Raw genomic sequence first — 20825 nt, forward strand, 5'->3', positions numbered from 1 at the left:
TCTTCTATGGCCCCAGGAGTTTTGCGGCGGTGATCAGGCTTTGGGCGATATCGATGATCCGCCGATTCTGGTTCATCGCTGTCTTGCGCAGGAGATTGTAGGCCTCTGGCTCGGAAAGCCCCCGCGTCTCGATCAGGATCGATTTTGCCTGATCGATGATTTTCCGCTCTTCAAGCGCCGACCGCGCTTCTTCCAGCTCCCGCGTCAGCCGGGCAAAGGCATTGAACCGCGAGACCGCCATGTCGAGGATCGATTTGACGCGCTCTTTCTTGAGCCCATCCACCACATAGGCCGAAACCCCGGCCTCGACCGCTTTTTCGATCATTCCCACATCGGAGCGGTCGACGAACATGGCGATCGGCCGCTGCACCGCGCGCGATAGCGAGAAGAAATGCTCGAGCGTATCGCGCTTGGGGTTTTCGAGATCGATGACGATCACATCCGGCGCCACGCGCTCGATCGTCCGCGCCACTTCGTTGACGTCGTGGATCACTGCGACTTCCGTGTGCCCGGCCTCACGCAAACCTTCCTCGATGATCGAGGCGCGGATGCGATTCTCGTCAATGATCAGGATCGAAAGCTCGGTTCGGGCCATGTCTCACTGGTCCGTTTAAGTGTGGCAATATTCCTGTCATATTGGCGCGGCTCCGGCAAATCCATTTGCATGGCCTTTGGAAAAACCGCGCGACTTGATACGTGTTGTTGACCGCGCGCATGGCCTGACTATAGCTTCGCGCCCATGGTCACCCTCCGGGAAATCGCAGCCGCAGTGGGCGTTTCAAGCGCCACGGTTTCGCGCGTGCTCAACTACGATATGACGCTGTCGATCTCGACCCGCAAGCGCCAGGCGATCATCGAAACGGCCGAAGCGCTCAACTATTCTACCCCGCGCAATCGCAACCGCGCCAATCAGCAGCAGGGCCTGATCAAGGTCGCGCTGGTGCATTTTCTCGCCCCCGAGCGCGAACTCGTCGATCCCTATTACGTCGCCATGCGCCTCGGCATCGAGCGCCGCTGCGCCGCGCTCAAGATCGAAACGGTAAAAGTTTACCACACCGACGCGCGCCCCGATGCGAACCTCCTGCAGGACGCGTCTGGCACCATCGTCATCGGCCGCCACGACGAAGACGAGATCGATTGGCTCCGCCACCACTGCCGCCAGATCGTCTTTGCCGATCACGTGCCGCCCGATGACGACATCGATTCCGTGTCCGCCGATCTCTGGTCCGCCATGGAAAAGCTGCTCGCTGCACTCTCTCAGCGCGGCTACCGGCGCATCGCCTATATCGGCTGGGGCGATCGCCGCGCCCAGGCCTTCGTTCACTGGATGACCGCCGCCGGCTGGTTCGATGACCGTCTCTTCCGCTCGGGCGACAATACGGAGGAGGGCGGCTATCGCCTGACGCGCGATCTCCTCGCCGATCGCCGCCCGTTCGATGCCATCGTTACCTTCAACGATTCCATGGCCATCGGCGCCTATCGCGCCATTCACGAGCGCGGCCTCACCATTCCCGGCGATATCGGGGTGGCGAGTTTCAATGACATCTCCGTCGCGCAATTCCTCAATCCGCCCCTGACGACGGTTCACCTGCCTGCCGAAGAGATCGGCGAGGCGGCCATCGAGCTCTTGCTCGAGCGGGTCGGGGGGCGTGATCTTGCCAAGCAAATTACCTTGGCATCCAAGCTGGTTTGGCGCGCAAGCACCCGCCAACCCGTTGAAAAATAACGCAGTAAAAATTTACTGAAATTATTTGCGCGCTGGAATTTTAGCGGCTACAGTCTCCCTCAAGGTGGTGAGGACCACCTCTATGGGAGGAAACTATGACAGATATGTCCATGCGCTGGAAGCGCACCCTTTGTGTTGCCCTGGCTGGTATCAGCATCGTGACCGTCGCTGCGGCTTCTGCCTCTGCCGGCGAAATCTCGGTTTGGGTTTGGGATAAGGCCTTCAATGGCGACACCATGCGCGAAGCTGGTGAAATCTACACCAAGGCTCATCCGGAAACGACGTTCAACGTCGACGATACCGCGAGCCAGGACGACATCCGTGCCAAGCTGCAGACTCAGCTTCTCGCTGGCAGCACCGATGGACTCCCCGATATCGTTTTGATCCAGGACGACATTGCCCAGAAGTATCTGCAGTCGTTCCCCGGCGCTTTCGAGCCGCTGTCGGACTCGATCGATATGTCGGTTTTCGCGCCCTACAAGGTTGCGGCCGCGACCCTCGATGGCAAGTCCTACTCGGTGCCGTTTGACTCCGGCGTGACCGGTCTCTTTTACCGCTCGGACTACCTCGAAGAAGCTGGCTTCACCGCTGCTGATCTCGAGAACATCACCTGGGACCAGCTTGTCGAAATCGGCAAGACCGTCAAGGAAAAGACCGGCAAGCAGCTGCTCGACCTCGACATGAATGACACCGGCGTCATCCGCATGATGATGCAGTCGGCTGGCGAATGGTACTTCAACGAAGACGGCTCGCTCCACATCACGGACAATGCCGCGCTCAAGAAGTCGCTCGAAACCTACGCCAAGTTCTACCAGGCTGACCTCGTCAAGCCGGTTTCCGGCTGGGCCGAATATACCGGTGCCTTCACTGGTGGCGAAGTTGCCGTGGTTCCCGTCGGTGTCTGGATCACTGCGACGATCAAGGCCAATGCCGATCAGTCCGGCAAGTGGGCTGTTGCCCCGATCCCGCGCCTCGATCTCGAAGGTTCGGTCAATGCGTCCAACCAGGGCGGCTCGAGCTGGTTCCTCTTGTCCTCTTCGGACAACAAGGAAGAAGCCATCGACTTCTTCAAGACCGTCTGGGCCGGCGACCAGGATTTCTACCAGGACATCCTGATCAAGCGCGGCGCTGTCGGTTCGCTCCTCTCGGCGCGTGAAGGCGAAGCCTATAAGGCCTCCGACGATTTCTTCGGCGGCGCACCCGTTTGGCAGAACTTCTCGACCTGGCTCGGTCAGATCCCAAGCGTCAGCTATGGCACCTTCACGGCCGAAGTTGACTCCGCTGTCGCGGCTCAGTTGCCCACGATCATCCAGGGCGGCGATATCGATGCGGCCCTCCAGGCCATCAACGATCAGGCCCAGCAGCAGATGCAGTAATCTGCAAGGGGGCGGCAACGTCGCCCCCAATTCTGTCCTCCCAGGGGCTTCGCGAGCGATCGCGGGGCCCTCGGCTGTATCCTTTCATGGGCAGTCGGCAGGGCGGTCTGATGTCTTCATCTCGTATCGAGATGAGTGAAACAGCAATCCACCGACAAGGAGTCTGTCGTGGCGCAATCGGGTCTCGCGCGCAGTGAGCGGATAAATGGCTGGCTTTTCGTCATGCCGGCATTGGTCCTGCTTGGGCTGTTCATGATCTATCCCATCGTCTGGTCGCTCTGGATGAGCTTCCAGGTCGGCAAGGGGATGAATCTCAGCTTTGGCGGTCTCGCCAATATCCAGCGCCTGACAAAGGACCCGGTCTTTATCCGCGCCCTGATCAATACCTTCACGTTCTTCATCGTGCAGGTGCCGATCATGATCACGCTGGCGCTGCTCTTCGCCGTCGCGCTCAATGACTCGACCCTTCGCTTCCGCGGCCTGTTCCGCACCGCGATCTTCCTCCCCTGCGTTACCTCGCTGATTGCTTACTCGACCATCTTCAAGTCGATGTTCGCCGTCGATGGCGTCGTCAATCAGACGCTGATGGCGCTGCACATCATTGGCGGCCCCATCTCCTGGCTCGGCGACCCCTTCTGGGCCAAGGTCACCATCATCATGGCCATCACCTGGCGGTGGACCGGCTACAACATGATCTTCTATCTTGCAGCGCTCCAGAACATCGATCGCTCGATCTATGAAGCGGCGCGTATCGATGGCGTCCCCGCCTGGGCTCGCTTCCGCTACCTCACCATTCCGATGCTGAAGCCGGTGATCCTCTTCACCACCGTTGTGTCGACCATCGGTACGCTGCAGCTCTTCGATGAGGTCTTCAACCTTACCGGCGGCACCGGCGGCCCCTCGGATTCCACCGTCACCCTGTCGCTTTACATTTACAACCTGACCTTCAAGTTCATGCCCAGCTTCGGCTATTCGGCCACTGTCTCCTGGGTCATCGTGGTGTTGGTCGCAATTCTCAGCTTCCTGCAGTTCCTCGTGGCGCGTGATCGCAAGGTGAAGTCATCATGAACCCCGCAATTCTCCGTCGCGGCCTGGTCTATGCGCTCCTGAGCCTTGCTGCTTTCATTTCGGTCTTCCCGTTCTATTGGATGATCATCGGCGCCACCAATGCGTCTGCCGATATCATTCGCGGCAAGACGACGCCCGGCGGCGCCTTCCTTACCAATGCCGCCACCTTCTTTGCTCAGGTCGATGCGCCGCGCATCTTCATGAACTCGGCCATCATCGCCATTGTCGGCACGGTATTGACGCTGATCATTTCATCGCTGGCCGGTTATGGCTTCGAGATGTTCCGCTCGCGGGTGCGCGAAAAGGTCTTCGCGCTGCTGCTTTTGCTGCTCTCGATCCCCTTCGCCGCCATGATGGTCCCGCTCTTTGTCATGTTCTCCCAGGCAAAGCTCGTGAACACGTTTGCGGCGGCGATCCTGCCGACCGTGGCGTCGATCTTCATCATCTTTTACTTCCGCCAGGCCACCAAGGCGTTCCCGAGCGAGCTGCGTGACGCCGCCAAGATCGATGGCCTCAACGAGTGGCAGATCTTCTTTTATGTCTATATGCCGGTGATGCGCTCGACCTATGCGGCGGCCACCATCATCGTCTTCATGGCCAATTGGAATAACTACCTCTGGCCGCTGATCGTGCTGCAAACCGCAGATAACAAGACGATCACGCTGATCCTCTCGGCTCTCACTTCGGCCTATACCCCCGATTACGGCATGCTGCTGTTCGGGACCGTCTTGGCCACGCTTCCCACCCTGATCATTTTCTTTGTCCTCCAGCGCCGCTTCGTCGAAGGCATGCTGGGCGCCGTTAAGTAGAACCTGAATATGCGTCCTTTGATCGATTTTAATACCGGCTGGCTCTTTGAAGGCAGTCAAACCGTTCGCCTGCCACACAACGCGGTCGAGCTTCCCTATTCCTATTTCGACGAGAAGGCCTATCAGCGCGTCTTCACTTACGAAAAGCGCTTTACGGCCGATGCGGCCTGGCAGGGCAAGGACGTGTCCGTCGTCTTCGACGGCGCCATGGCCAATGCCCGCGTCCTTCTCAATGGCGCCGAGATCGCAGCGCACAAGGATGGCTATACTCCCTTCGAAGGCCGCCTGACCGGCAAGCTCAACGATGGCGAAAACGTCCTCACCGTCATCATCGACGGCAGCGAGAACCCCGAGATCCCACCATTCGGCGGCCAGATCGATTACCTGACCTATGCCGGCCTCTACCGCGAAGCCTGGCTGCGCGTCACGGCGCCGGTTTTCGTCGGCAATGCCAAGATCGAAACGCCAAACGTGCTCGCCGAGAAGAAGTCGGTTCGCGCCCGCGTCGAGCTGGCCAATCCCCAGCATCATGCGCTTTCGGGCACGCTTGTCGCAGCGATCAAGGACGCCTCGGGCAATACCATTGCCACGACCGATGCCGCCATCACCGGTGACACGGTCGAAGTTGCCTTCAACGACCTCTCGGGCATTACGCTGTGGGATCTCAAGACCCCCACCCTTTATAGCCTCGAAATCACCCTCGACACCGCGGCTGGCCAGGATGTGGCAAATATCCGCTTCGGTTTCCGTAGCGCCGAATTCACCACCGACGGCTTCAAGCTCAACGGCAAGCTGCTCAAACTGCGTGGCCTCAACCGCCACCAGTCCTTCCCCTATATCGGCTACGCCATGGGCAAGTCGGCACAGGTCAAGGACGCCGAAATCCTCAAGCACGAGCTCAAGCTCAACATGGTGCGCACCTCGCACTATCCGCAGAGCCACTACTTCCTCGATCGTTGCGACGAACTTGGTCTTCTCGTGTTCGAAGAAATCCCCGGCTGGCAGCATATCGGCCCCGCCGCGTGGAAGGACGAGTCGGTCGAAAACGTCCGCCGCATGATCACGCGCGATTGGAACCACCCATCGATTGTCATCTGGGGCGTTCGCATCAATGAATCGCAGGACGATCACGATTTCTACGTTCGCACCAACAAACTGGCGCGCGAACTCGATCCGACCCGCCAGACCGGCGGCGTCCGCTACATCACCGATAGCGAACTGCTCGAAGACGTCTACACCATGAACGATTTCATCCTCGGCAACGAGGAATGGGGTGGCAACCGTCCGCGCACCCCGCTGCGTCCGCAGCAGGAAGTCACCGGCCTTGATCGCGTCGTGCCTTACATGATCACCGAATATGGTGGTCACATGTATCCGACCAAGTCCTACGATCAGGAGCAGCGCCAGGCCGAGCATGTGCGCCGGCACCTGGAAGTCATGAATGCTGCCTATGGCGATCCGCAGATCGCCGGCTGCATCGGCTGGTGCGCGTTCGACTACAATACGCACAAGGACTTTGGCTCCGGCGACCGCCTCTGCCACCATGGCGTCATGGACATGTTCCGCGAGCCAAAGTTCGCCGCCTTCGCCTATGCCAGCCAGTGCGAGCCGGAAGATGAGATCATCTTGAAGCCGGTAACCTTCTGGGCCCGTGGCGAGCGCAATATCGGTGGCGTTCTGCCGCTGATGATCCTGACAAATTGCGACGAAGTCGAACTCGCTTACGGCAATAACGCGCCCAAGCGCCTTGGTCCCGATCGCGCGGCGTTCCCGCATCTTCCCCATGCGCCTGTCGTCATCAAGCGCGAAGATCTCAGCGAAGAAGAACTGGGTCTCTGGGGCATGTCCTGGGAAGACGCAACGATCACCGGCTATATCGATGGCAAGGCCGTCAAGACGGTCACCTTCATCTCCGACCCGATCGCCCATGAGATTGAAGTTGCACCCGATGCGACCGAAATCGGCGCCGAAGGCGACACCGTTCGCGTTCTCGTCCGTGCGCTCGATCAGTCGGGCAAAAAGCTCCCCTTCTTCCCCGAGCCTGTCTCGATCGAAGTGTCGGGCGCTGCCGAACGCATAGGACCGGGCCTCGTCCCGCTTCGCGCGGGATCGACCGGCTTCTGGCTCCGCTCGACCGGCAAGGGTCCGATCACCGTCACTGTCACCAATGAGCGGCTTGGCCGCACCATCGCAACGCTCACCGCTGTCTGAGGAGTGCTACCATGTCCGGGTTGAAACTTAGCAATGTCCGCAAGACCTTCGGCTCGGTCGAGGTCATCAAGGGTGTCGATCTCGACATCGAAGACAAGGAATTCGTCGTCTTTGTCGGCCCCTCGGGCTGCGGTAAGTCGACGCTCCTGCGCATGATCGCCGGCCTTGAACAGATCACCTCGGGTGATCTTTTCATCGGCGACAAGCGCATGAACGATGTCGATCCGTCCAATCGCGGCATCGCCATGGTGTTCCAGTCCTATGCGCTCTATCCGCATATGACGGTCCGCGAAAACATGGGCTTTGCCCTCAAATTCGCCGGCCGCTCCAAGGAAGAGATTGCCAAGCAGGTCGGGGAAGCCGCGCGCATCCTCGAACTCGGCGCTTTGCTCGACCGGTTCCCCAAGCAGCTCTCGGGTGGCCAGCGCCAGCGCGTCGCCATCGGCCGCGCCATCGTCCGTCACCCCGACGTGTTCCTCTTCGACGAACCGCTCTCCAACCTCGATGCCGAACTCCGCGTTCACATGCGCATCGAGATCGCGCGGCTCCACAAGGAACTGCAGACCACCATCATCTACGTGACCCACGATCAGGTCGAGGCCATGACCCTCGCCAACAAGATCGTCGTGCTGCGCGATGGCATCATCGAACAGGCCGGCTCGCCGCTCGATCTCTATGACAATCCGGACAATCTCTTTGTCGCTGGTTTCATCGGCTCACCCAAGATGAATCTCCTTCCCGGCATCGCCGAAGCGGGCGGCATCCGCCTCACCGATTTTCCCGGTCAGATTCTGCCGTCGCCCGTCCCGGTTTCTCCCGGTGCATCCGTCACAGTCGGCATCCGCCCCGAGCACTTCGATCCCGAAGGCAGCGCCGCCCTTCAAACCCGCGTCGAGATCATCGAGCATCTTGGCGGCGAGACCTATGCCTATGCGCGCGGCGAGGGCAACACGCTCCTCACCATCGCGACCGGCAATGATCGCCACCTCAAGACGGGCGAAACCTACAATGCCCATTTTGACCCGAAGAACCTTCTCGTCTTCGGCCAAGACGGCAAGCGCATCCGCGCCTAATTTCCCGCACGGTGCCGGCCGGAAACCGCCGGCACCGCAATAATCCGCTAAATCCTCGTCGATGATAACGGAATGCTACCCAAACGATGACCAGTTCACCCATTGATCGGTGACAGTCAGCGGCCCTCCAAAACAGAATTAATTTCGAGCCTGAACCAAAAGGGCGCCGCGGCGCTTTAGCAACTGTCCCCACATACTGTGGCCAAGAGGGTTGTGATGGTTGAACGCCGTATCGAACCGTCTATCGTGCGCCGCCATACGCCCTTTGAATCCATTGCAACTTTTGCTCTGGTTGCTGCGCTTCTCTACTTCGGCGCCGGCATTATCGTGCCGCTGGTTCTCGCCATCCTCCTCGCCTTTGCGCTGACCCCCCTCGTCACCTGGCTCAACCGCCGCCTCCACCTCCCCGATGCGGTCGCTGTCATCCTCGCTGTCGTTGGTGCCCTCTGCCTTTTGCTCAGTCTCGCCACTTTGGCAGGTTTACAACTTGCCCGACTAGCCGAGGATTTGCCGGGCTATCAGCAGACCGTTTCCACCAAGCTGACCGGGCTTCAGGAGCAGTTTGGTGGCGAGTTGATGGAGCGGATCAACGGCACGATAAGTAGTCTTTCCGCTCAGGTTTCCGACGTCACCCAAGTCGAGGCGCCCGCCGAGGGCCGCCCGGTTCCGGTTGCGATCACCAACAATGTCGGACCGCTTGGACTGCTCTCTTCGGTGCTCGGCTCCATCGTCGGACCTGTTGCTACCCTCGCCATCGTCGTGATTTTCCTCATCTTTCTGCTCCTTGGCCGCGCCGACATGCTTGAAAGATTTATCCGCCTCGTCGGCTCCGGCGACTACGCCAAGACCAATCTCGCCATGGCCGACGCCAGCCGCCGAGTGGGCCGATACCTGCTGGTCCAATTGGCTGTAAACTCAACTTACGGCGTGCTTTTCGGGCTCGGTCTTTGGCTGATCGGCGTGCCGAGCGCCCTCTTATGGGGCGTCCTCATCGTCGTCTTCCGCTACATCCCATTTGTCGGCGCCCTGATCATCGCAACCGTTCCATTCGCGCTCGCCTTTGCGGTCGATCCAACTTGGAACATGTTGCTGCTGACCCTCGGTCTTTTCCTCGTTCTCGACCTCACCACGGCCAATGTCGTAGAGCCCCGGCTCTACGGTTCGAGCACCGGCGTTTCGCCCATAGCAATCCTGATCTCGGCCATGTTCTGGGCCACGCTCTGGGGACCGATCGGGCTAATTCTTGCAACCCCGATGACCGTCTGCCTCGTCGTCATTGGCCGTCATATTCCCGAGTTGCGGTTCCTCGATACCCTGCTGGGCAGCGAGCCCGTGCTGACCCCACCGGAACAACTCTATCAGCGCCTCCTCAAAGGCGACCCGATCGCGGCGACCGAGATTCTCGAAGAATATACGACCGAACATAGCCAAGCCGACTTCATAGATGAGGTCGCTTTGCCGGCGCTGATCATGGCGAGCGAGGAATTGACCGACCGCCCGGCAGCTTTCGATCAAAGGCGCCAGATGGTCGAATCTTTCAACATGATGCTCGAAGAGTTCGAGACCTCTGACGTCGAGGACGGTCCAATCATCTTGCTGATCGGCGGTCGCACCGAGGTCGACGAGGCCGCCGCCAGACTTCTCGCCATCCAACTCTCCGAAAGAGGCATTCCGACCCGGGTGCTACCCCCGCTCGCGATCAAGCCACAGGCCATAGAACGGCTTGATCTCGACGATGTCGGTATCGTCGCCATGGTCTTTCTCGGCGCAGATATACGTTCGCAAGCGCGCTATGTATCGCGCCGGCTGCGCCGGCGGAGCGGGGATATCAAGCTTGTTGCCTGTGCCTTTGGCGAGCCGACAGACGGCGAAACTGTGGAGCGGCTGCATCTGGACGCGATCTACCGCAATCACGTCGACGCCACGAAATCTCTGCACAGGCAATGGGAGAGCGACCTGGGTCCCGTCGAGCGCGTGCCACTTTCGCCGCGCCTTGATCCCACCAAGACGCTGGTTCAGGCGCGGCTCCAGAAAATTGCTGCTGACTTCGGCGTAGCCGTCGCGCGTGTCGACCTGTTGGGACAGGTCACTGCTGGCAATGAAGCCCCTTCGGACGAACTCACGCGACTTGCCGCGCACGGCAATAAGCCTCTGTTCGTTACGCAAGAGATGAATGCCGCGCTTCTGGCTCACGACGCATTTCTGCAATCGAACGGCATACTTCTCTATGCCGGCACTCCGCTAAAAATGCCAAACGGCGACCGTGTCGGCGTGTTGGCCCTGCTGGATTATCAGGCCGTGACTTTAAGCGACGCCGACCTCGAAAGGCTCGAGCGCAGCGCCGCAGAATTGGTCGATCTGATGCTCGCGGAGCAGATCAACCTAGACTTGCCACAGCCAGTGCTAGCGGGATAGCGCTCACTGCGGCGCAAAAACCGCAATGGCGCTTGGCCGGATGACGAAATGGGCCGGGGTCTCGGTGACGAGGTCGCCATCGGTGTTGACGGCCATCGGCACTTCCGTGCGGATATCAAACTCGGTGCTCTTGGCCGTGCGCACTTCATCCCAGGCGCCATGGCGACCCTGGCGGAAGGCGCCCAGCATCAATCCGAACTTCCAGACATTCTTGAGCTCAAGACTGTAGAGATCGAGATGACCATCTTCGATGGTCGCATCGGCATGGATCATCGTGCCCCCGCCATAGTGCACGCCATTCCCCACCGCGATCTGTAGCGTTTTGACTTTTGCGTTGCCGGTATCGCTGATGATTTCGGCGCGGAAGCGCTCAGCGCGGGTCGCGACTTTGATCGCAGCCAGCGCATAGCCAAGTTTGCCCCATCGCCGTTTCGCCTCGGGCGTCAGGCCACGCGCGAGATCGACGCTCAGTCCCATGCTTGCAACGTTGAAGAATGGGTGGCCGTTCACTTCGCCTAAGTCGACGCGCCGGATTGAGCCATTGATGATAACGTCCGCGGCCTGCAGAAGATTGTTCGGAATGCCGAGGGTACGGGCCAAATCATTTGCCGTGCCCATCGGCATGATGCCCATGGGCAGACCAGTTTCCAGAATGCCCTTGGCGGCTGAGTTGATGGTGCCGTCGCCGCCGCAGACGATGACCAGGTCAGCCTCGTGCCGGCGCCTTGCAATATCGGCGGACACCTCATCAGGCGTTTCGAACCGTTCGACGACAGCATCGACCCCGCCATTGGCGAAACGCTCTATTATTGGATCGAGAGCTTCGGCCCCGCGCCGTGCATTGGGGTTGACCAGCATCAGAGCGCGGCGGCGGGCGGGCGGAGATACGCTCATTGAAGGCACCTTGAACGGGAAGACTGCCTCAAATGGCGTTGAAAGAGGGCGGCGACAAGGCCGACTTCAGTCGAGGATGACGTGCGGCACGAAGCGCGAGAGATTTGCCGTGATCCGAGACCGGTCTTCGCGCATCCCAAGCCCCGCTGCGCGGTCACCGATCATCCAGCTCCCCAACACGGCAAATCCGCCTTCGCTCTCGAAGAGAGGCGCGTATTGCTGGATGATGAAACCCTCGTCGCCATAATCGCCCGGAGCCGATGCCAGCTCTTTGCCATCCGTTGTGATGGTGACGTTTTCACCCTCGCGCGACAGGAGCGGCTTGCGCACGAAACTCGTGAGGCTTTGGGCGTCGTGATCGTCCTCAAAGAAGGCGGGGAGCAGGTTGGGATGGTTGGGATAGCGCTTCCACAAAAGCGGGAGGAGGCCCTTATTGGAGAGCACGGCTTTCCAAGCGGGCTCGACGAAGACGTGACCAGACTGCGGGAGATGCTCGGCGAATTTTTCGCGCAACATGAATTCCCAAGGATAGAGCTTGAAGCAACGGTCGATAACCCGGTCCTGAAGGTCAGTGAACCGACCTTGCGCATCGACGCCGATATCCTTGATGTCGAGCAATTCGACGCGGTGCCCGGCCTGACTGGCGCAATCCATCAGATAGACAGTCGTGCCGCGATCCTCCTCATTGTCGGTCATCGCTGCAAAATGAAAGATCGGATCGGTCGAAAAGCTGGAAAAGGCGTCGATCAGGCTTTCCTGCACCGAATTGAACTGGTCAGCAGCTTCGGGCAACACGCCGGCCTCGATCTGGTCGGTCAGCCAGTTGTATTGGAAGTAGGCCGTCTCGAAGATCGAAGTGGGCGTATCGGCATTAAATTCGAGGAGTTTGGCCGGGCCGATACCGTCATAGGCAAGGTCGAACCGTCCATAGAGATGCCGATCGCCGCGCTGCCATGATGAGCGGACGAGATCGCGCAGGTCCTCCGGCACGGCGAGGCGATCAAGGCTCTCTTCGCTCGCCACGATATCGCCGACGAGGTCCATGCACATTTCGTGCAGTTCCTCGCTCGGGGCTTCGATGCGCTCTTCGATTTCCTCCAGCGTGAAGGCATAGGCGGCATCGTCGAGCCAATAGGGCTCGCCATACATTTCATGGAAACCGAAGCCGGCAGCGCGCGCTTTTTCGCGCCAGCCGGGACGCTCAGGATAGGTAAGGCGTTTCATGGTTCAGCCGCCCAAACTGTAATTGCCGCCACCACCAAAGCCCTGGCGAACGACGGTGCGGGTGTTGACGTTGACCGGCTGCATGGTCTGGCGGCCCGGGGCGACGACATCGCCGCCGGGACGCGAGCCCGGTGTCAGCGTCTGGCCGCTGCGATTGCGGTAGATGGGCGTCGAGCCATAGGCATAGCCGTTGTTAAGCTGAGTGCGTCGATAATTGTTATAGTCGGTCAGGTTGTTGATGGTCGAGGAGAGGAGATAGCCCGCGAGGAACGGCGTGAAAAAGCTGCCGCCACCGCCGGTATTGGTTGCGCTGGTCGACTCCTCGGTGCACTGCCCGGCGCCATACTCGGCCTCACAGGCGGCAAGGCCATCAAAGCGCGGGGCGTTGGCCAGATGTGATTGCATCGCGTCCTGGTATCCAGCCTGGCACACCTGGGCATCCATGCCTGCAGTGATGCACTGATCGACCGACGAGAACAGTACTTCGCCCGGCGGATCACCGGCACAGGCGGAAAGGGCCATGGACGAGAGGGCTATGGTCCCCAAGGAAAGAAGCGGCGGCTTGCGCCCGCTGAGACGTCTGCGCATGGCGGTCTCCATCAATAGGTCATGCAGGCGGCGTTGAGAATGCCGACCGCAAGCGCGATGCCACCGCCCCAGATACCCGCCGTCACATCACCATTGGTGATCTTCTCGTGCAGATTTTTGAGGGTGAAGTTGGCAACGTAATAGGCGAGGATTTGAGCGAGGATGCCGATCGCTGCCCAGATGATGTAGTCGATAATGCTGACTGAATTGGCGGCCGCCGAGGCGAGCGGCAAGCTGAAGCCGAGGATGGCGCCGAGAAACGCCGTGACGGCTGCCATGTTGCCGGCGCGGATCAATTCGACTTCGCGATGGGGCGTAATCGCCGTGTAGACGAGCGCGAAAACGCCATAGGCGCCAAGGCCGATCGCGAAGTAGCCGAGGAAGGCCGGCAGGCCCGCCACATAGTCAAGCATGTCGAAACTCCGTTGGATAAAAGGTCAAATGATCAGACGCGTCGGACATCGGCGGGGGTCAGCCCATAGCCGATCATAAATTCCACGGAGCTGCCGGTTTGGCGCTCGCGTTCGCCGAGATCGCGCTCGACATTGATCAGCAGCATTTCGCGCGATTGCCCGAGCGGGCGATAGTAAAGCATGCAGGTCTGGTGGATCGAGCGAACCGTTTCGCCATCATCGACCTGTTCAACAAATTCGACGAGCGGAGCACGGTCGGGACCTTCGCCCCAGAAGCGGCGGAAGAGAATACCGTCGGCGTCATATTCCGGCAGGCCGATCAGCCCTTGGGGTCCAGTCCAGCGGGCCCATTCGCTTGCGCCGGATGGCACCACGCTGTCCCAGGAATGATAGAAACTGATGTCCTCAACCGCATTGCCCGGCTTTCCGCCGCCGGACATTGCCTGGATCAGGCGATGCTCTTCATCATAATAGCGCGACAGCACGGTGCTCGCGTCGAGCTTAGCCTCTCCATAAGCGGCGACGATAAAGGGTCCGCTGAGGGGCAGGGGCATGGCGGGATCGCCGCCGAGGGCATTGGCTTCGAGCGAGAGCAGGTCGAGATCCAGAGCGCCGCCGATGCCGACGGCAAGCGGCCCACGCTCCACCGGAAGGGGCTTTGCTTCACTCTTTCGACCAAACCAGCCGACCATCTCTGCCTCCCCGACGCTCTACGTTTCAGCCGGGCCCCGGCGCAACGTCGCATGATTATATGGTAGCCATGCAACAAGATGCTAGGAAGGCAAAGCGTTGCAATTGGTGGCGACAAGTCGCCACAGTCAGAAAGTCATTGCAGCCGCCGGACGATACTACCATATGCCCGCAATGGCCCGCACATGCCGGTCGATATCGACAGATCCTATGGAGGACCTTTTGGACACCTGGAACCTCACGACCTTGACGCAGCTTTTCGCGTCCGATCCCGAGGCGCTTGGCGACGTGGATGTGCATGTGCCGCCGGAGGGCAGCGTGCTCTATGTGACGCTCAAGGAAAAGGGCGATCTGGACGTCTTCGTGACGGTGAGCGGGGATCGCGACATTCTGGCGAGCGTCGTACTCGCGCCGTGCAAGGACATTCCCAACCGCGAAGCCTTCGAGCGCATGGTGCTGCGCACCCACAAGCTCGTGCCGCTCTCGAGCTTTGGCATTACCCAAATCCAGGGCGAAGAATGGTATGAACTGTTTGGCTCGCTTTCGGCGCGCTCAAGCGCGGAAGCAGTGGTCGAAGAAGTCGCCGTGCTGGCAGCCAATGCCGTCGACGCCGCCGACATGATCAACGAATGGAAGAATGGGGACTTCGCAGCATGAGCGCCTGGGGTAAGATTTTCACCGCCATCCGCGGCGGCGCCAATGAAGCGGCCGAGGCGGTCGCCGATAGCCAGTCGATGCGCATTCTCGATCAGGAAATCCGCGATGCCGAGCAGTCTCTGCGCCAGGCGCGGTCTGACCTTGCCGGCATTATGGCCTCGAACAAGAGCGTGATGCGCCGGATCGAAGAGAACCGGACCAAGGAAGCAAAAGACACGGATAGCGCTCGCGCCGCTATCGCAGCCGGCCGCACCGATTTGGCCCAGGGTCTAGCCCAGCGTATCGCGACGATCCGCACCGAACTGCAGCGCGACCAGACCGAGCTCGACCAGCTCCTGCCGCGCCAGCAGCAAATGCTGCGCGCCATTCAGGACACCGAAGCGCGCATCACGCAGATGAAACGCGAAGTCGACAATGTGAAAGCCAACGAGGCTTTGCTTAAGGCGCAGTCAGCACTGGCCCATAGCCAGTCCGGCATCAATACCCGCCTTGGCAGTGCAGTCGATAGTCTCGAACGCATCAAGAAGCGCCAGGAAGCCACCGCCGGCCGGATCGCCGCCGGCGCTGAACTTGCCGCGCTCGAAAACGGTAACGACCTCGACCGGCAGCTGCTCGAAGCCGGCATTGGCGGCTCCAGCCAATCTGCTGATGACATCCTTGCGCAATTGATTTCGCCCGCATCGTCCGATCCGCTTGCCCTGCCGGGCGGCAAGAAGGACAGCTAAGCCTAATCTGCATGGTTCTTCGCCGGTATGCGGAGAACCATGCCTCCCTACTTTCTCTCGTCCTGCATATGCTTGGGGCGTCTGGTTTTTGGCGGATCGTTCCGCCATCTCGTACGTTCTGGTGAGCCAACGCCAGGGAGAACGAGATGTCCGACGACTTTACGCCATACGCCTTAGTCGCCGACGACGATGCGCTGATCCGTATGGATGCCTCGGATATCCTCCAACACGCCGGCTTTCGTGTGCATGAAGCATCAGGCGTCGATCAGGCCCTTGCGATCCTCGAGAGTGAAGGCGAGAGCATCCAGCTCTTGTTCACCGACGTGCAGATGCCTCCCGGCGAACTGAACGGCTTTCATCTGGCCCAGGTCTGCGCGAGGACATGGCCGCATATCAGCATTCTCGTCGCTTCAGGCATGATCGAGCCCCAGGGCGATGACTTGCCAAAAGGTGCGGTCTTTGTGAAGAAGCCATTTAGCGACGAGGTGGTCTACGATCACCTGCAGGATATCCTGCCCGACGGCGCCAAGCCTGAGCCGCTGAAAAAACGCGCCAAGTAGATTTTGACACAACCGTAAGCCTGCCGATTGCCAGTCTCTAGACAGCTTTCAGCCCGGAAACCTGAGCTCTTCGCTCGCCATGCGCCCACATTAAGTTCCGTCTGTGCTGTTATGCATATTTACGCTGCAACCGGGAGGGATTGGCGGGTGTTGTAGGGCAGCCTAACCCGGAGCAGCAAATGAACGATACGCCTTCGTCCTCACGCCGTGCCTTGCCTGGTGATTACACTCGCCTCGGCGCCAATTGGGATGGAGAGGGCACCAATTTCGCCCTGTTTTCGGCTCATGCCTCGCGCGTCGAACTCTGCCTGTTCGATGAAGCGAGCGGTGCGGAGATTGAGCGCATAACGCTGCCTGAGAACACCAACGAGGTCTGGCACGGTTACATTCCCGATCTTGGCCCCGGCACCCTTTATGGCTATCGCGTCCATGGCCCATATGAGCCTTCGCACGGCCACCGGTTTAATCCGAACAAGCTTTTGCTCGACCCCTACGCCAAGGAACTGGTCGGCGATGTTCAATGGTCGCCTGCCCACTTCGGCTATCTTGCCGATGCGGAGGAAAAAGACCTTTCATTCAACGATCAGGACAGCGCCTCGGTCATGCCCAAGGGCAGGGTCGTCGATCCGCGCGCTTACGATTGGGGCAATGACACCAAGCCCAATATCGATTGGGCCAAGACCATATTCTATGAAACCCACGTCAAAGGTTTCACCCAACTCCATCAGGCAATTCCGGAAAACCTCCGCGGCAATTTCGAAGGCCTCGGGCAGCGCGAGATCATCGACTATATCAAGTCTACCGGCGTGACCTCGGTAGAACTTCTGCCGATCCACGCTTTCCCCGATGACGATTTCCTGCTGCAAAAGGGGCTGCGCAACTATTGGGGCTATAACACGCTCGGGTTCTTCGCTCCGGCCGCGCGCTATTATGGCCCCAACGGGATCAATGGCCTGCGCAACACCATTCGCGCTTTCCACGACGCGGGCCTCGAAGTGATCATGGACGTCGTCTACAACCACACCGCCGAAGGCAATGAGATGGGGCCGACGCTCTCCTGGAAGGGCATCGACAACTTCTCGTACTATCGCACCATGCCGGGCGACGCGCGCTACTACATCAACGACACAGGCACCGGGAACACCGTCAATACCAGCCATCCGCGCGTATTGCAGATGGTGACCGATAGTCTCCGCTATTGGTCCGAAGAAATGCACATCGACGGCTTCCGCTTCGATCTCGGTACCATTCTCGGTCGCGAGCCAGAAGGCTTCGATCAGCGCGGCGGCTTCTTTGATGCGGTGGGACAGGATCCCGCGCTCGCCAAGGTCAAGTTGATTGGCGAGCCTTGGGATATCGGCCCCGGTGGCTATCAGGTCGGTGGCTTCCCACCCGGCTGGGCCGAGTGGAACGACAAATATCGCGACACCGTCCGCGATTATTGGAAGAACACCGACCACACCTCGACCGATTTCGCTGCGCGCTTCACGGGCTCAGGCGATGTCTACGACCATCGTGGGCGTCGTCCATGGGCTGGCGTGAACTTCATCACAGCCCATGACGGTTTCACGCTCCACGACGTTGTGTCCTACAATTCCAAGCACAATGAGGCCAACGGCGAGGGCAATAACGACGGTCACAACGACAACCGCAGCTATAACTATGGTGCGGAAGGCGAAACTGATGACGAAGGCATCGTCGCAACCCGCGAACGCCAGAAGCGCAATTTTCTTGCGACGCTCTTCCTTTCGCATGGCACGCCCATGCTGCTGGCAGGCGATGAATTCAGCCGCACCCAGGGCGGCAACAACAATGGATATGCGCAGGACAGCGAGATCAGTTGGATCAATTGGGATCTCAACGACAATGCCAAGGCGCTGCACCAGTTCGTCCAGAAGCTGACGACGATCCGCAAGACCCAACCTCTGATCCATCGCTCCAGTTGGCGCGATATGATGAGCGTGACCTGGTACAATCCAGGTGGCGGCGAGCAGCAGGCAGCGCATTGGCTCGATGGCGGCGCGACAACGCTTGGTATCAGGCTCTCGCGGGATGACCTGCAGAACCAGGAAGGCATTTGGTGGGAGCTTGTCGTGCTCTTCAATCCGCACGATGGCGATGTAGATTTCGTGGTGCCAACCCGCAGCAGCGGCGGTGATTGGACTGCCGAAATCGATACGGCAGAACCCACTAATACCGACCGTCACGTCAAGGGCGGCGAGGCCATCAAAATGGCGCCGCGATCACTGATCCTGCTGCGATAGTGCATTTTTTTCCCGCAACGCTGGCTTGATCTGTAAATAAAGTGAGGGTCGCCCTTAAAAGTGGCGGCCCTTTTTGTTGCGCGGCATTTTTAAAACTGATGAAATCTTCCGAAACTCCCAATTGACGTCTCGCAGACGCAAGTCGTTCGCTATCGACATATTTGGAGGGCTATCATGAACATCGTAAAATATGCGGCATTGGCACTCGCGCTATGCCTCACCGCCTGCTCGCCGACGACGCTCAAATCGACTTTCAACGCTACGGATGCTGCCTTCATCAACCGGAAAGGGACGGGGACCATCACCGGCCAGGCCTTTCTGCGCCGCAATGACGGCATGGTTGTTTATGCAGCAGGTAGCGAGGTCTATCTGGTGCCGAAGACCCCCTATAGCGACGAACGCTTTGCAAGCATCTATAAGGGCAGCAAGATCAGCTATTTCGGCAGCACGTTTAAGAACGACAGCGCCGAATATTACAATTACACGCGCAAGCTGATCGCTGATGGCGAAGGTCGCTTCGTCTTCACCGATTTGGCCGCGGGGTCGTACTATCTCACGACGAGCGTTACCTGGATGGTGCAATATGCGCAGCAGGGCGGCTGGCTAATGGAACGCGTAACCGTTTCCAACGGGCAGACATCCAACGTCATCATGTCCGGTCAATGACGCTGCTCAAGCCAATTGCGCCAGTAGCCATTGCCGAAATATCTTGACGCGGGGCAGTTCGCTTTTGGCTGCAGAGGTGACGAGATAATAGGCGCCGGGTCCCGAAATGCGATCGGTGAACGGGGTTACAAGATTGCCCGAACGAATGTCGTCTTCCACGAGGAAACTCGGCAGGAGGGCGACACCGAGGCCGGCGATGGCCGCCTGGATGACCATGAAAAAGTGCTCGAGCGTTGGGCCCCATTGCTGATCCTCGCGGTGAGCGCCGACCGAACGGAACCAGTGCTCCCAGCTATTGGGGCGGGTGGAGTGACGGATAAGCCGGTGATGGCGGAGCGAGTCATAGCTGGTGATCGGGTACTTGCCTTCCATCAGCCGCGGACTGCAAACAACCATGATTTCCTCGCTCATCAGCGGATCGACAATGGCATCGCTCCATTCGCCGTGGCCGAAGCGGATGGCCACGTCAATGCGCTCCTTGGTGAAGTCGAGCTGGCCATCACTCGAGATGATGTTGAGCGAAATTTCTGGGTGCGCTTCCTGAAACGAGGGTAGGCGCGGCACCAGCCAACGCGTGCCAAAAGTCGGCAACATGCCGATCGAAAGGGTCCCTTTGCCCTCTTTCGATGAGATCAACTCAACAGTGCCAGCTTCGATCAGATCGAGCGAGTCGCGCACGAGTTCGTTGTAAAACCGCCCTTGGTCCGTCAGTTCGATACGACGGCTTTGCCGAGTGAAGAGCGGCACCTGCAAATATTCTTCAAGGCTTCGGACCAATCGACTGGCCGCGCTTTGCGTAACGTTCAGCTCTTCGGCGGCGCGGGTGAAGCTGTTGTAGCGCGCAACCGCTTCGAAGGTGCGAATAGCATTGAGCGAGGGCAGGAGGCGTCCGCGCATGGCGAGCATTCTTTCAAGTCATGGAAGCGCAATCTTTATGCGGCTTGCGAGCATTCGCCAAGAGGATAGCTTTTTGGCCAGCACACCCGCGACGTCGCGGCATCATTTTCCATAAGGCACCCCAAGAGGCGCACGGCATGATCCCCTTCCACATGGCATTCGCAATCGACGACAAGGAGGCGGCCCGCCATTTTTACGGCGATGTCATCGGCTGCAAGGTAGGGCGAGAGTCCGACAACTGGATCGACTTCGATTTCTTTGGTCACCAGATTTCGGCCCATCTCAATAAGGACCCAAAGTCCACTGCCACCTCCAAGGTGGGCAATGACATGGTGCCGCTACATCACTTCGGTGCCGTGCTGCCATGGGACCAATGGAATGATCTGATCGGTCGTCTCCGCGCCGCCAATTGGCCTTTTGTCATGGAGCCCAAGGTGCGCTTCGAGGGCGCGCCGGGCGAGCAGGGCACGTTCTTCCTAAAGGACCCGGCCGGCAATGCCATGGAGTTCAAGTCCTTCAAGAATCCCGACGGCCTCTTCGACCACTGATCTAATTTTCGCTCGCCCTTT

The 20825-nt window shown here is 59.4% G+C and carries 20 protein-coding genes; 13 read left to right on the forward strand and 7 right to left on the reverse strand.

Annotation, left to right across the window (positions count from 1 at the left end; genetic code table 11):
- Positions 1–4: 4 nt before the first annotated feature.
- The gene (locus ASE94_RS13830) at positions 5–595 is read right to left on the reverse strand and encodes an ANTAR domain-containing response regulator (RefSeq protein ID WP_061907240.1); all 591 of its coding nucleotides are present in this window, start codon (positions 593–595) and stop codon (positions 5–7) included.
- A 144-nt stretch (positions 596–739) separates the two neighbouring features.
- On the opposite strand from ASE94_RS13830, the gene ASE94_RS13835 reads away from it, so the two are divergent.
- From ASE94_RS13835 to ASE94_RS13865, 7 genes are all read left to right on the forward strand, one after another.
- Positions 740–1726 carry a LacI family DNA-binding transcriptional regulator gene (locus ASE94_RS13835; protein ID WP_062630894.1) on the forward strand — a complete coding sequence of 329 codons (987 nt, stop codon included), beginning with the start codon at positions 740–742 and terminating at the stop codon, positions 1724–1726.
- A gap of 95 nt (positions 1727–1821) precedes the next feature.
- Positions 1822–3102 (forward strand): extracellular solute-binding protein, encoded by a 1281-nt coding sequence (locus ASE94_RS13840; protein WP_200913657.1) that lies wholly within the window; start codon positions 1822–1824, stop codon positions 3100–3102.
- A gap of 222 nt (positions 3103–3324) precedes the next feature.
- On the forward strand, positions 3325–4170 hold the full coding sequence (locus tag ASE94_RS13845) for a sugar ABC transporter permease (protein ID WP_061907298.1): 846 nt from the start codon (positions 3325–3327) through the stop codon (positions 4168–4170).
- Positions 4167–4979: a carbohydrate ABC transporter permease gene (locus ASE94_RS13850; protein ID WP_061907238.1), complete on the forward strand. Its 813-nt coding sequence runs from the start codon at positions 4167–4169 to the stop codon at positions 4977–4979. Before ASE94_RS13845 ends, ASE94_RS13850 begins: the two co-directional genes overlap by 4 nt.
- 9 nt (positions 4980–4988) lie before the next feature.
- Positions 4989–7190 (forward strand): glycoside hydrolase family 2 TIM barrel-domain containing protein, encoded by a 2202-nt coding sequence (locus tag ASE94_RS13855; protein ID WP_062630896.1) that lies wholly within the window; start codon positions 4989–4991, stop codon positions 7188–7190.
- Positions 7191–7201: 11 nt separating this feature from the next.
- On the forward strand, positions 7202–8263 hold the full coding sequence (ugpC, locus tag ASE94_RS13860; protein WP_061907236.1) for a sn-glycerol-3-phosphate ABC transporter ATP-binding protein UgpC: 1062 nt from the start codon (positions 7202–7204) through the stop codon (positions 8261–8263).
- A gap of 216 nt (positions 8264–8479) precedes the next feature.
- Positions 8480–10678: an AI-2E family transporter gene (locus ASE94_RS13865; protein ID WP_062630897.1), complete on the forward strand. Its 2199-nt coding sequence runs from the start codon at positions 8480–8482 to the stop codon at positions 10676–10678.
- Between the two features lie 3 nt (positions 10679–10681).
- Here the strand turns inward: ASE94_RS13865 and ASE94_RS13870 are convergent, their stop codons facing one another.
- The 5 genes from ASE94_RS13870 to ASE94_RS13890 form a co-directional block, all read right to left on the reverse strand.
- Positions 10682–11572: a lipid kinase gene (locus ASE94_RS13870; RefSeq protein ID WP_062630898.1), complete on the reverse strand. Its 891-nt coding sequence runs from the start codon at positions 11570–11572 to the stop codon at positions 10682–10684.
- A 66-nt stretch (positions 11573–11638) separates the two neighbouring features.
- Positions 11639–12796 carry a glutathionylspermidine synthase family protein gene (locus ASE94_RS13875; RefSeq protein ID WP_062630899.1) on the reverse strand — a complete coding sequence of 386 codons (1158 nt, stop codon included), beginning with the start codon at positions 12794–12796 and terminating at the stop codon, positions 11639–11641.
- Positions 12797–12799: 3 nt separating this feature from the next.
- Entirely contained in the window at positions 12800–13384 is a 585-nt protein-coding gene (locus ASE94_RS13880; RefSeq protein WP_062631347.1) for a DUF1190 domain-containing protein, read from the reverse strand.
- Between the two features lie 11 nt (positions 13385–13395).
- Complete coding sequence (locus ASE94_RS13885; RefSeq protein ID WP_061907232.1) at positions 13396–13797, reverse strand: DUF350 domain-containing protein; 402 nt, start codon at positions 13795–13797, stop codon at positions 13396–13398.
- 32 nt (positions 13798–13829) lie between these two features.
- Entirely contained in the window at positions 13830–14489 is a 660-nt protein-coding gene (locus ASE94_RS13890) for a DUF2491 family protein (protein WP_062630900.1), read from the reverse strand.
- A 208-nt stretch (positions 14490–14697) separates the two neighbouring features.
- Here ASE94_RS13890 and ASE94_RS13895 point away from each other — a divergent pair, with 208 nt between their 5' ends.
- From ASE94_RS13895 to ASE94_RS13915, 5 genes are all read left to right on the forward strand, one after another.
- Entirely contained in the window at positions 14698–15144 is a 447-nt protein-coding gene (locus tag ASE94_RS13895) for a DUF2170 family protein (protein WP_062630901.1), read from the forward strand.
- Complete coding sequence (locus ASE94_RS13900; protein ID WP_062630902.1) at positions 15141–15869, forward strand: PspA/IM30 family protein; 729 nt, start codon at positions 15141–15143, stop codon at positions 15867–15869. The genes ASE94_RS13895 and ASE94_RS13900 overlap by 4 nt, the downstream gene beginning before the upstream one ends.
- A gap of 146 nt (positions 15870–16015) precedes the next feature.
- Positions 16016–16429 (forward strand): response regulator, encoded by a 414-nt coding sequence (locus ASE94_RS13905; RefSeq protein WP_061907228.1) that lies wholly within the window; start codon positions 16016–16018, stop codon positions 16427–16429.
- 179 nt (positions 16430–16608) lie between these two features.
- Positions 16609–18693 (forward strand): glycogen debranching protein GlgX, encoded by a 2085-nt coding sequence (glgX, locus tag ASE94_RS13910; protein ID WP_062630903.1) that lies wholly within the window; start codon positions 16609–16611, stop codon positions 18691–18693.
- A gap of 174 nt (positions 18694–18867) precedes the next feature.
- Positions 18868–19359 carry a hypothetical protein gene (locus ASE94_RS13915; protein WP_062630904.1) on the forward strand — a complete coding sequence of 164 codons (492 nt, stop codon included), beginning with the start codon at positions 18868–18870 and terminating at the stop codon, positions 19357–19359.
- Positions 19360–19365: 6 nt separating this feature from the next.
- On the opposite strand, the gene gcvA is transcribed toward ASE94_RS13915, so the two are convergent.
- Positions 19366–20256: a transcriptional regulator GcvA gene (gene gcvA / locus ASE94_RS13920; protein ID WP_061907296.1), complete on the reverse strand. Its 891-nt coding sequence runs from the start codon at positions 20254–20256 to the stop codon at positions 19366–19368.
- 137 nt (positions 20257–20393) lie between these two features.
- On the opposite strand from gcvA, the gene ASE94_RS13925 reads away from it, so the two are divergent.
- Entirely contained in the window at positions 20394–20804 is a 411-nt protein-coding gene (locus tag ASE94_RS13925; RefSeq protein ID WP_062630905.1) for a VOC family protein, read from the forward strand.
- Positions 20805–20825 lie beyond the last annotated feature (21 nt).

This window comes from Devosia sp. Leaf64 (assembly GCF_001421945.1).
GTDB lineage: Bacteria > Pseudomonadota > Alphaproteobacteria > Rhizobiales > Devosiaceae > Devosia.

Coding starts and splice junctions, on each gene's coding strand:
- ASE94_RS13850 (WP_061907238.1), top strand. CDS start 4,167: ATGAACCCCGCAATTCTCCGTCGCGGCCTGGTCTATGCGCTCCTGAGC.
- ASE94_RS13880 (WP_062631347.1), bottom strand. CDS start 13,384: ATGCGCAGACGTCTCAGCGGGCGCAAGCCGCCGCTTCTTTCCTTGGGG.
- ASE94_RS13875 (WP_062630899.1), bottom strand. CDS start 12,796: ATGAAACGCCTTACCTATCCTGAGCGTCCCGGCTGGCGCGAAAAAGCG.
- ASE94_RS13885 (WP_061907232.1), bottom strand. CDS start 13,797: ATGCTTGACTATGTGGCGGGCCTGCCGGCCTTCCTCGGCTACTTCGCG.
- ASE94_RS13845 (WP_061907298.1), top strand. CDS start 3,325: ATGCCGGCATTGGTCCTGCTTGGGCTGTTCATGATCTATCCCATCGTC.
- ASE94_RS13840 (WP_200913657.1), top strand. CDS start 1,822: ATGACAGATATGTCCATGCGCTGGAAGCGCACCCTTTGTGTTGCCCTG.
- ASE94_RS13900 (WP_062630902.1), top strand. CDS start 15,141: ATGAGCGCCTGGGGTAAGATTTTCACCGCCATCCGCGGCGGCGCCAAT.
- ASE94_RS13870 (WP_062630898.1), bottom strand. CDS start 11,572: ATGAGCGTATCTCCGCCCGCCCGCCGCCGCGCTCTGATGCTGGTCAAC.
- ASE94_RS13855 (WP_062630896.1), top strand. CDS start 4,989: ATGCGTCCTTTGATCGATTTTAATACCGGCTGGCTCTTTGAAGGCAGT.
- ASE94_RS13830 (WP_061907240.1), bottom strand. CDS start 595: ATGGCCCGAACCGAGCTTTCGATCCTGATCATTGACGAGAATCGCATC.
- ASE94_RS13905 (WP_061907228.1), top strand. CDS start 16,016: ATGTCCGACGACTTTACGCCATACGCCTTAGTCGCCGACGACGATGCG.
- glgX (WP_062630903.1), top strand. CDS start 16,609: ATGAACGATACGCCTTCGTCCTCACGCCGTGCCTTGCCTGGTGATTAC.
- ASE94_RS13865 (WP_062630897.1), top strand. CDS start 8,480: ATGGTTGAACGCCGTATCGAACCGTCTATCGTGCGCCGCCATACGCCC.
- ASE94_RS13890 (WP_062630900.1), bottom strand. CDS start 14,489: ATGGTCGGCTGGTTTGGTCGAAAGAGTGAAGCAAAGCCCCTTCCGGTG.
- ASE94_RS13915 (WP_062630904.1), top strand. CDS start 18,868: ATGAACATCGTAAAATATGCGGCATTGGCACTCGCGCTATGCCTCACC.
- ASE94_RS13895 (WP_062630901.1), top strand. CDS start 14,698: ATGGAGGACCTTTTGGACACCTGGAACCTCACGACCTTGACGCAGCTT.
- ASE94_RS13835 (WP_062630894.1), top strand. CDS start 740: ATGGTCACCCTCCGGGAAATCGCAGCCGCAGTGGGCGTTTCAAGCGCC.
- ugpC (WP_061907236.1), top strand. CDS start 7,202: ATGTCCGGGTTGAAACTTAGCAATGTCCGCAAGACCTTCGGCTCGGTC.
- gcvA (WP_061907296.1), bottom strand. CDS start 20,256: ATGCGCGGACGCCTCCTGCCCTCGCTCAATGCTATTCGCACCTTCGAA.
- ASE94_RS13925 (WP_062630905.1), top strand. CDS start 20,394: ATGATCCCCTTCCACATGGCATTCGCAATCGACGACAAGGAGGCGGCC.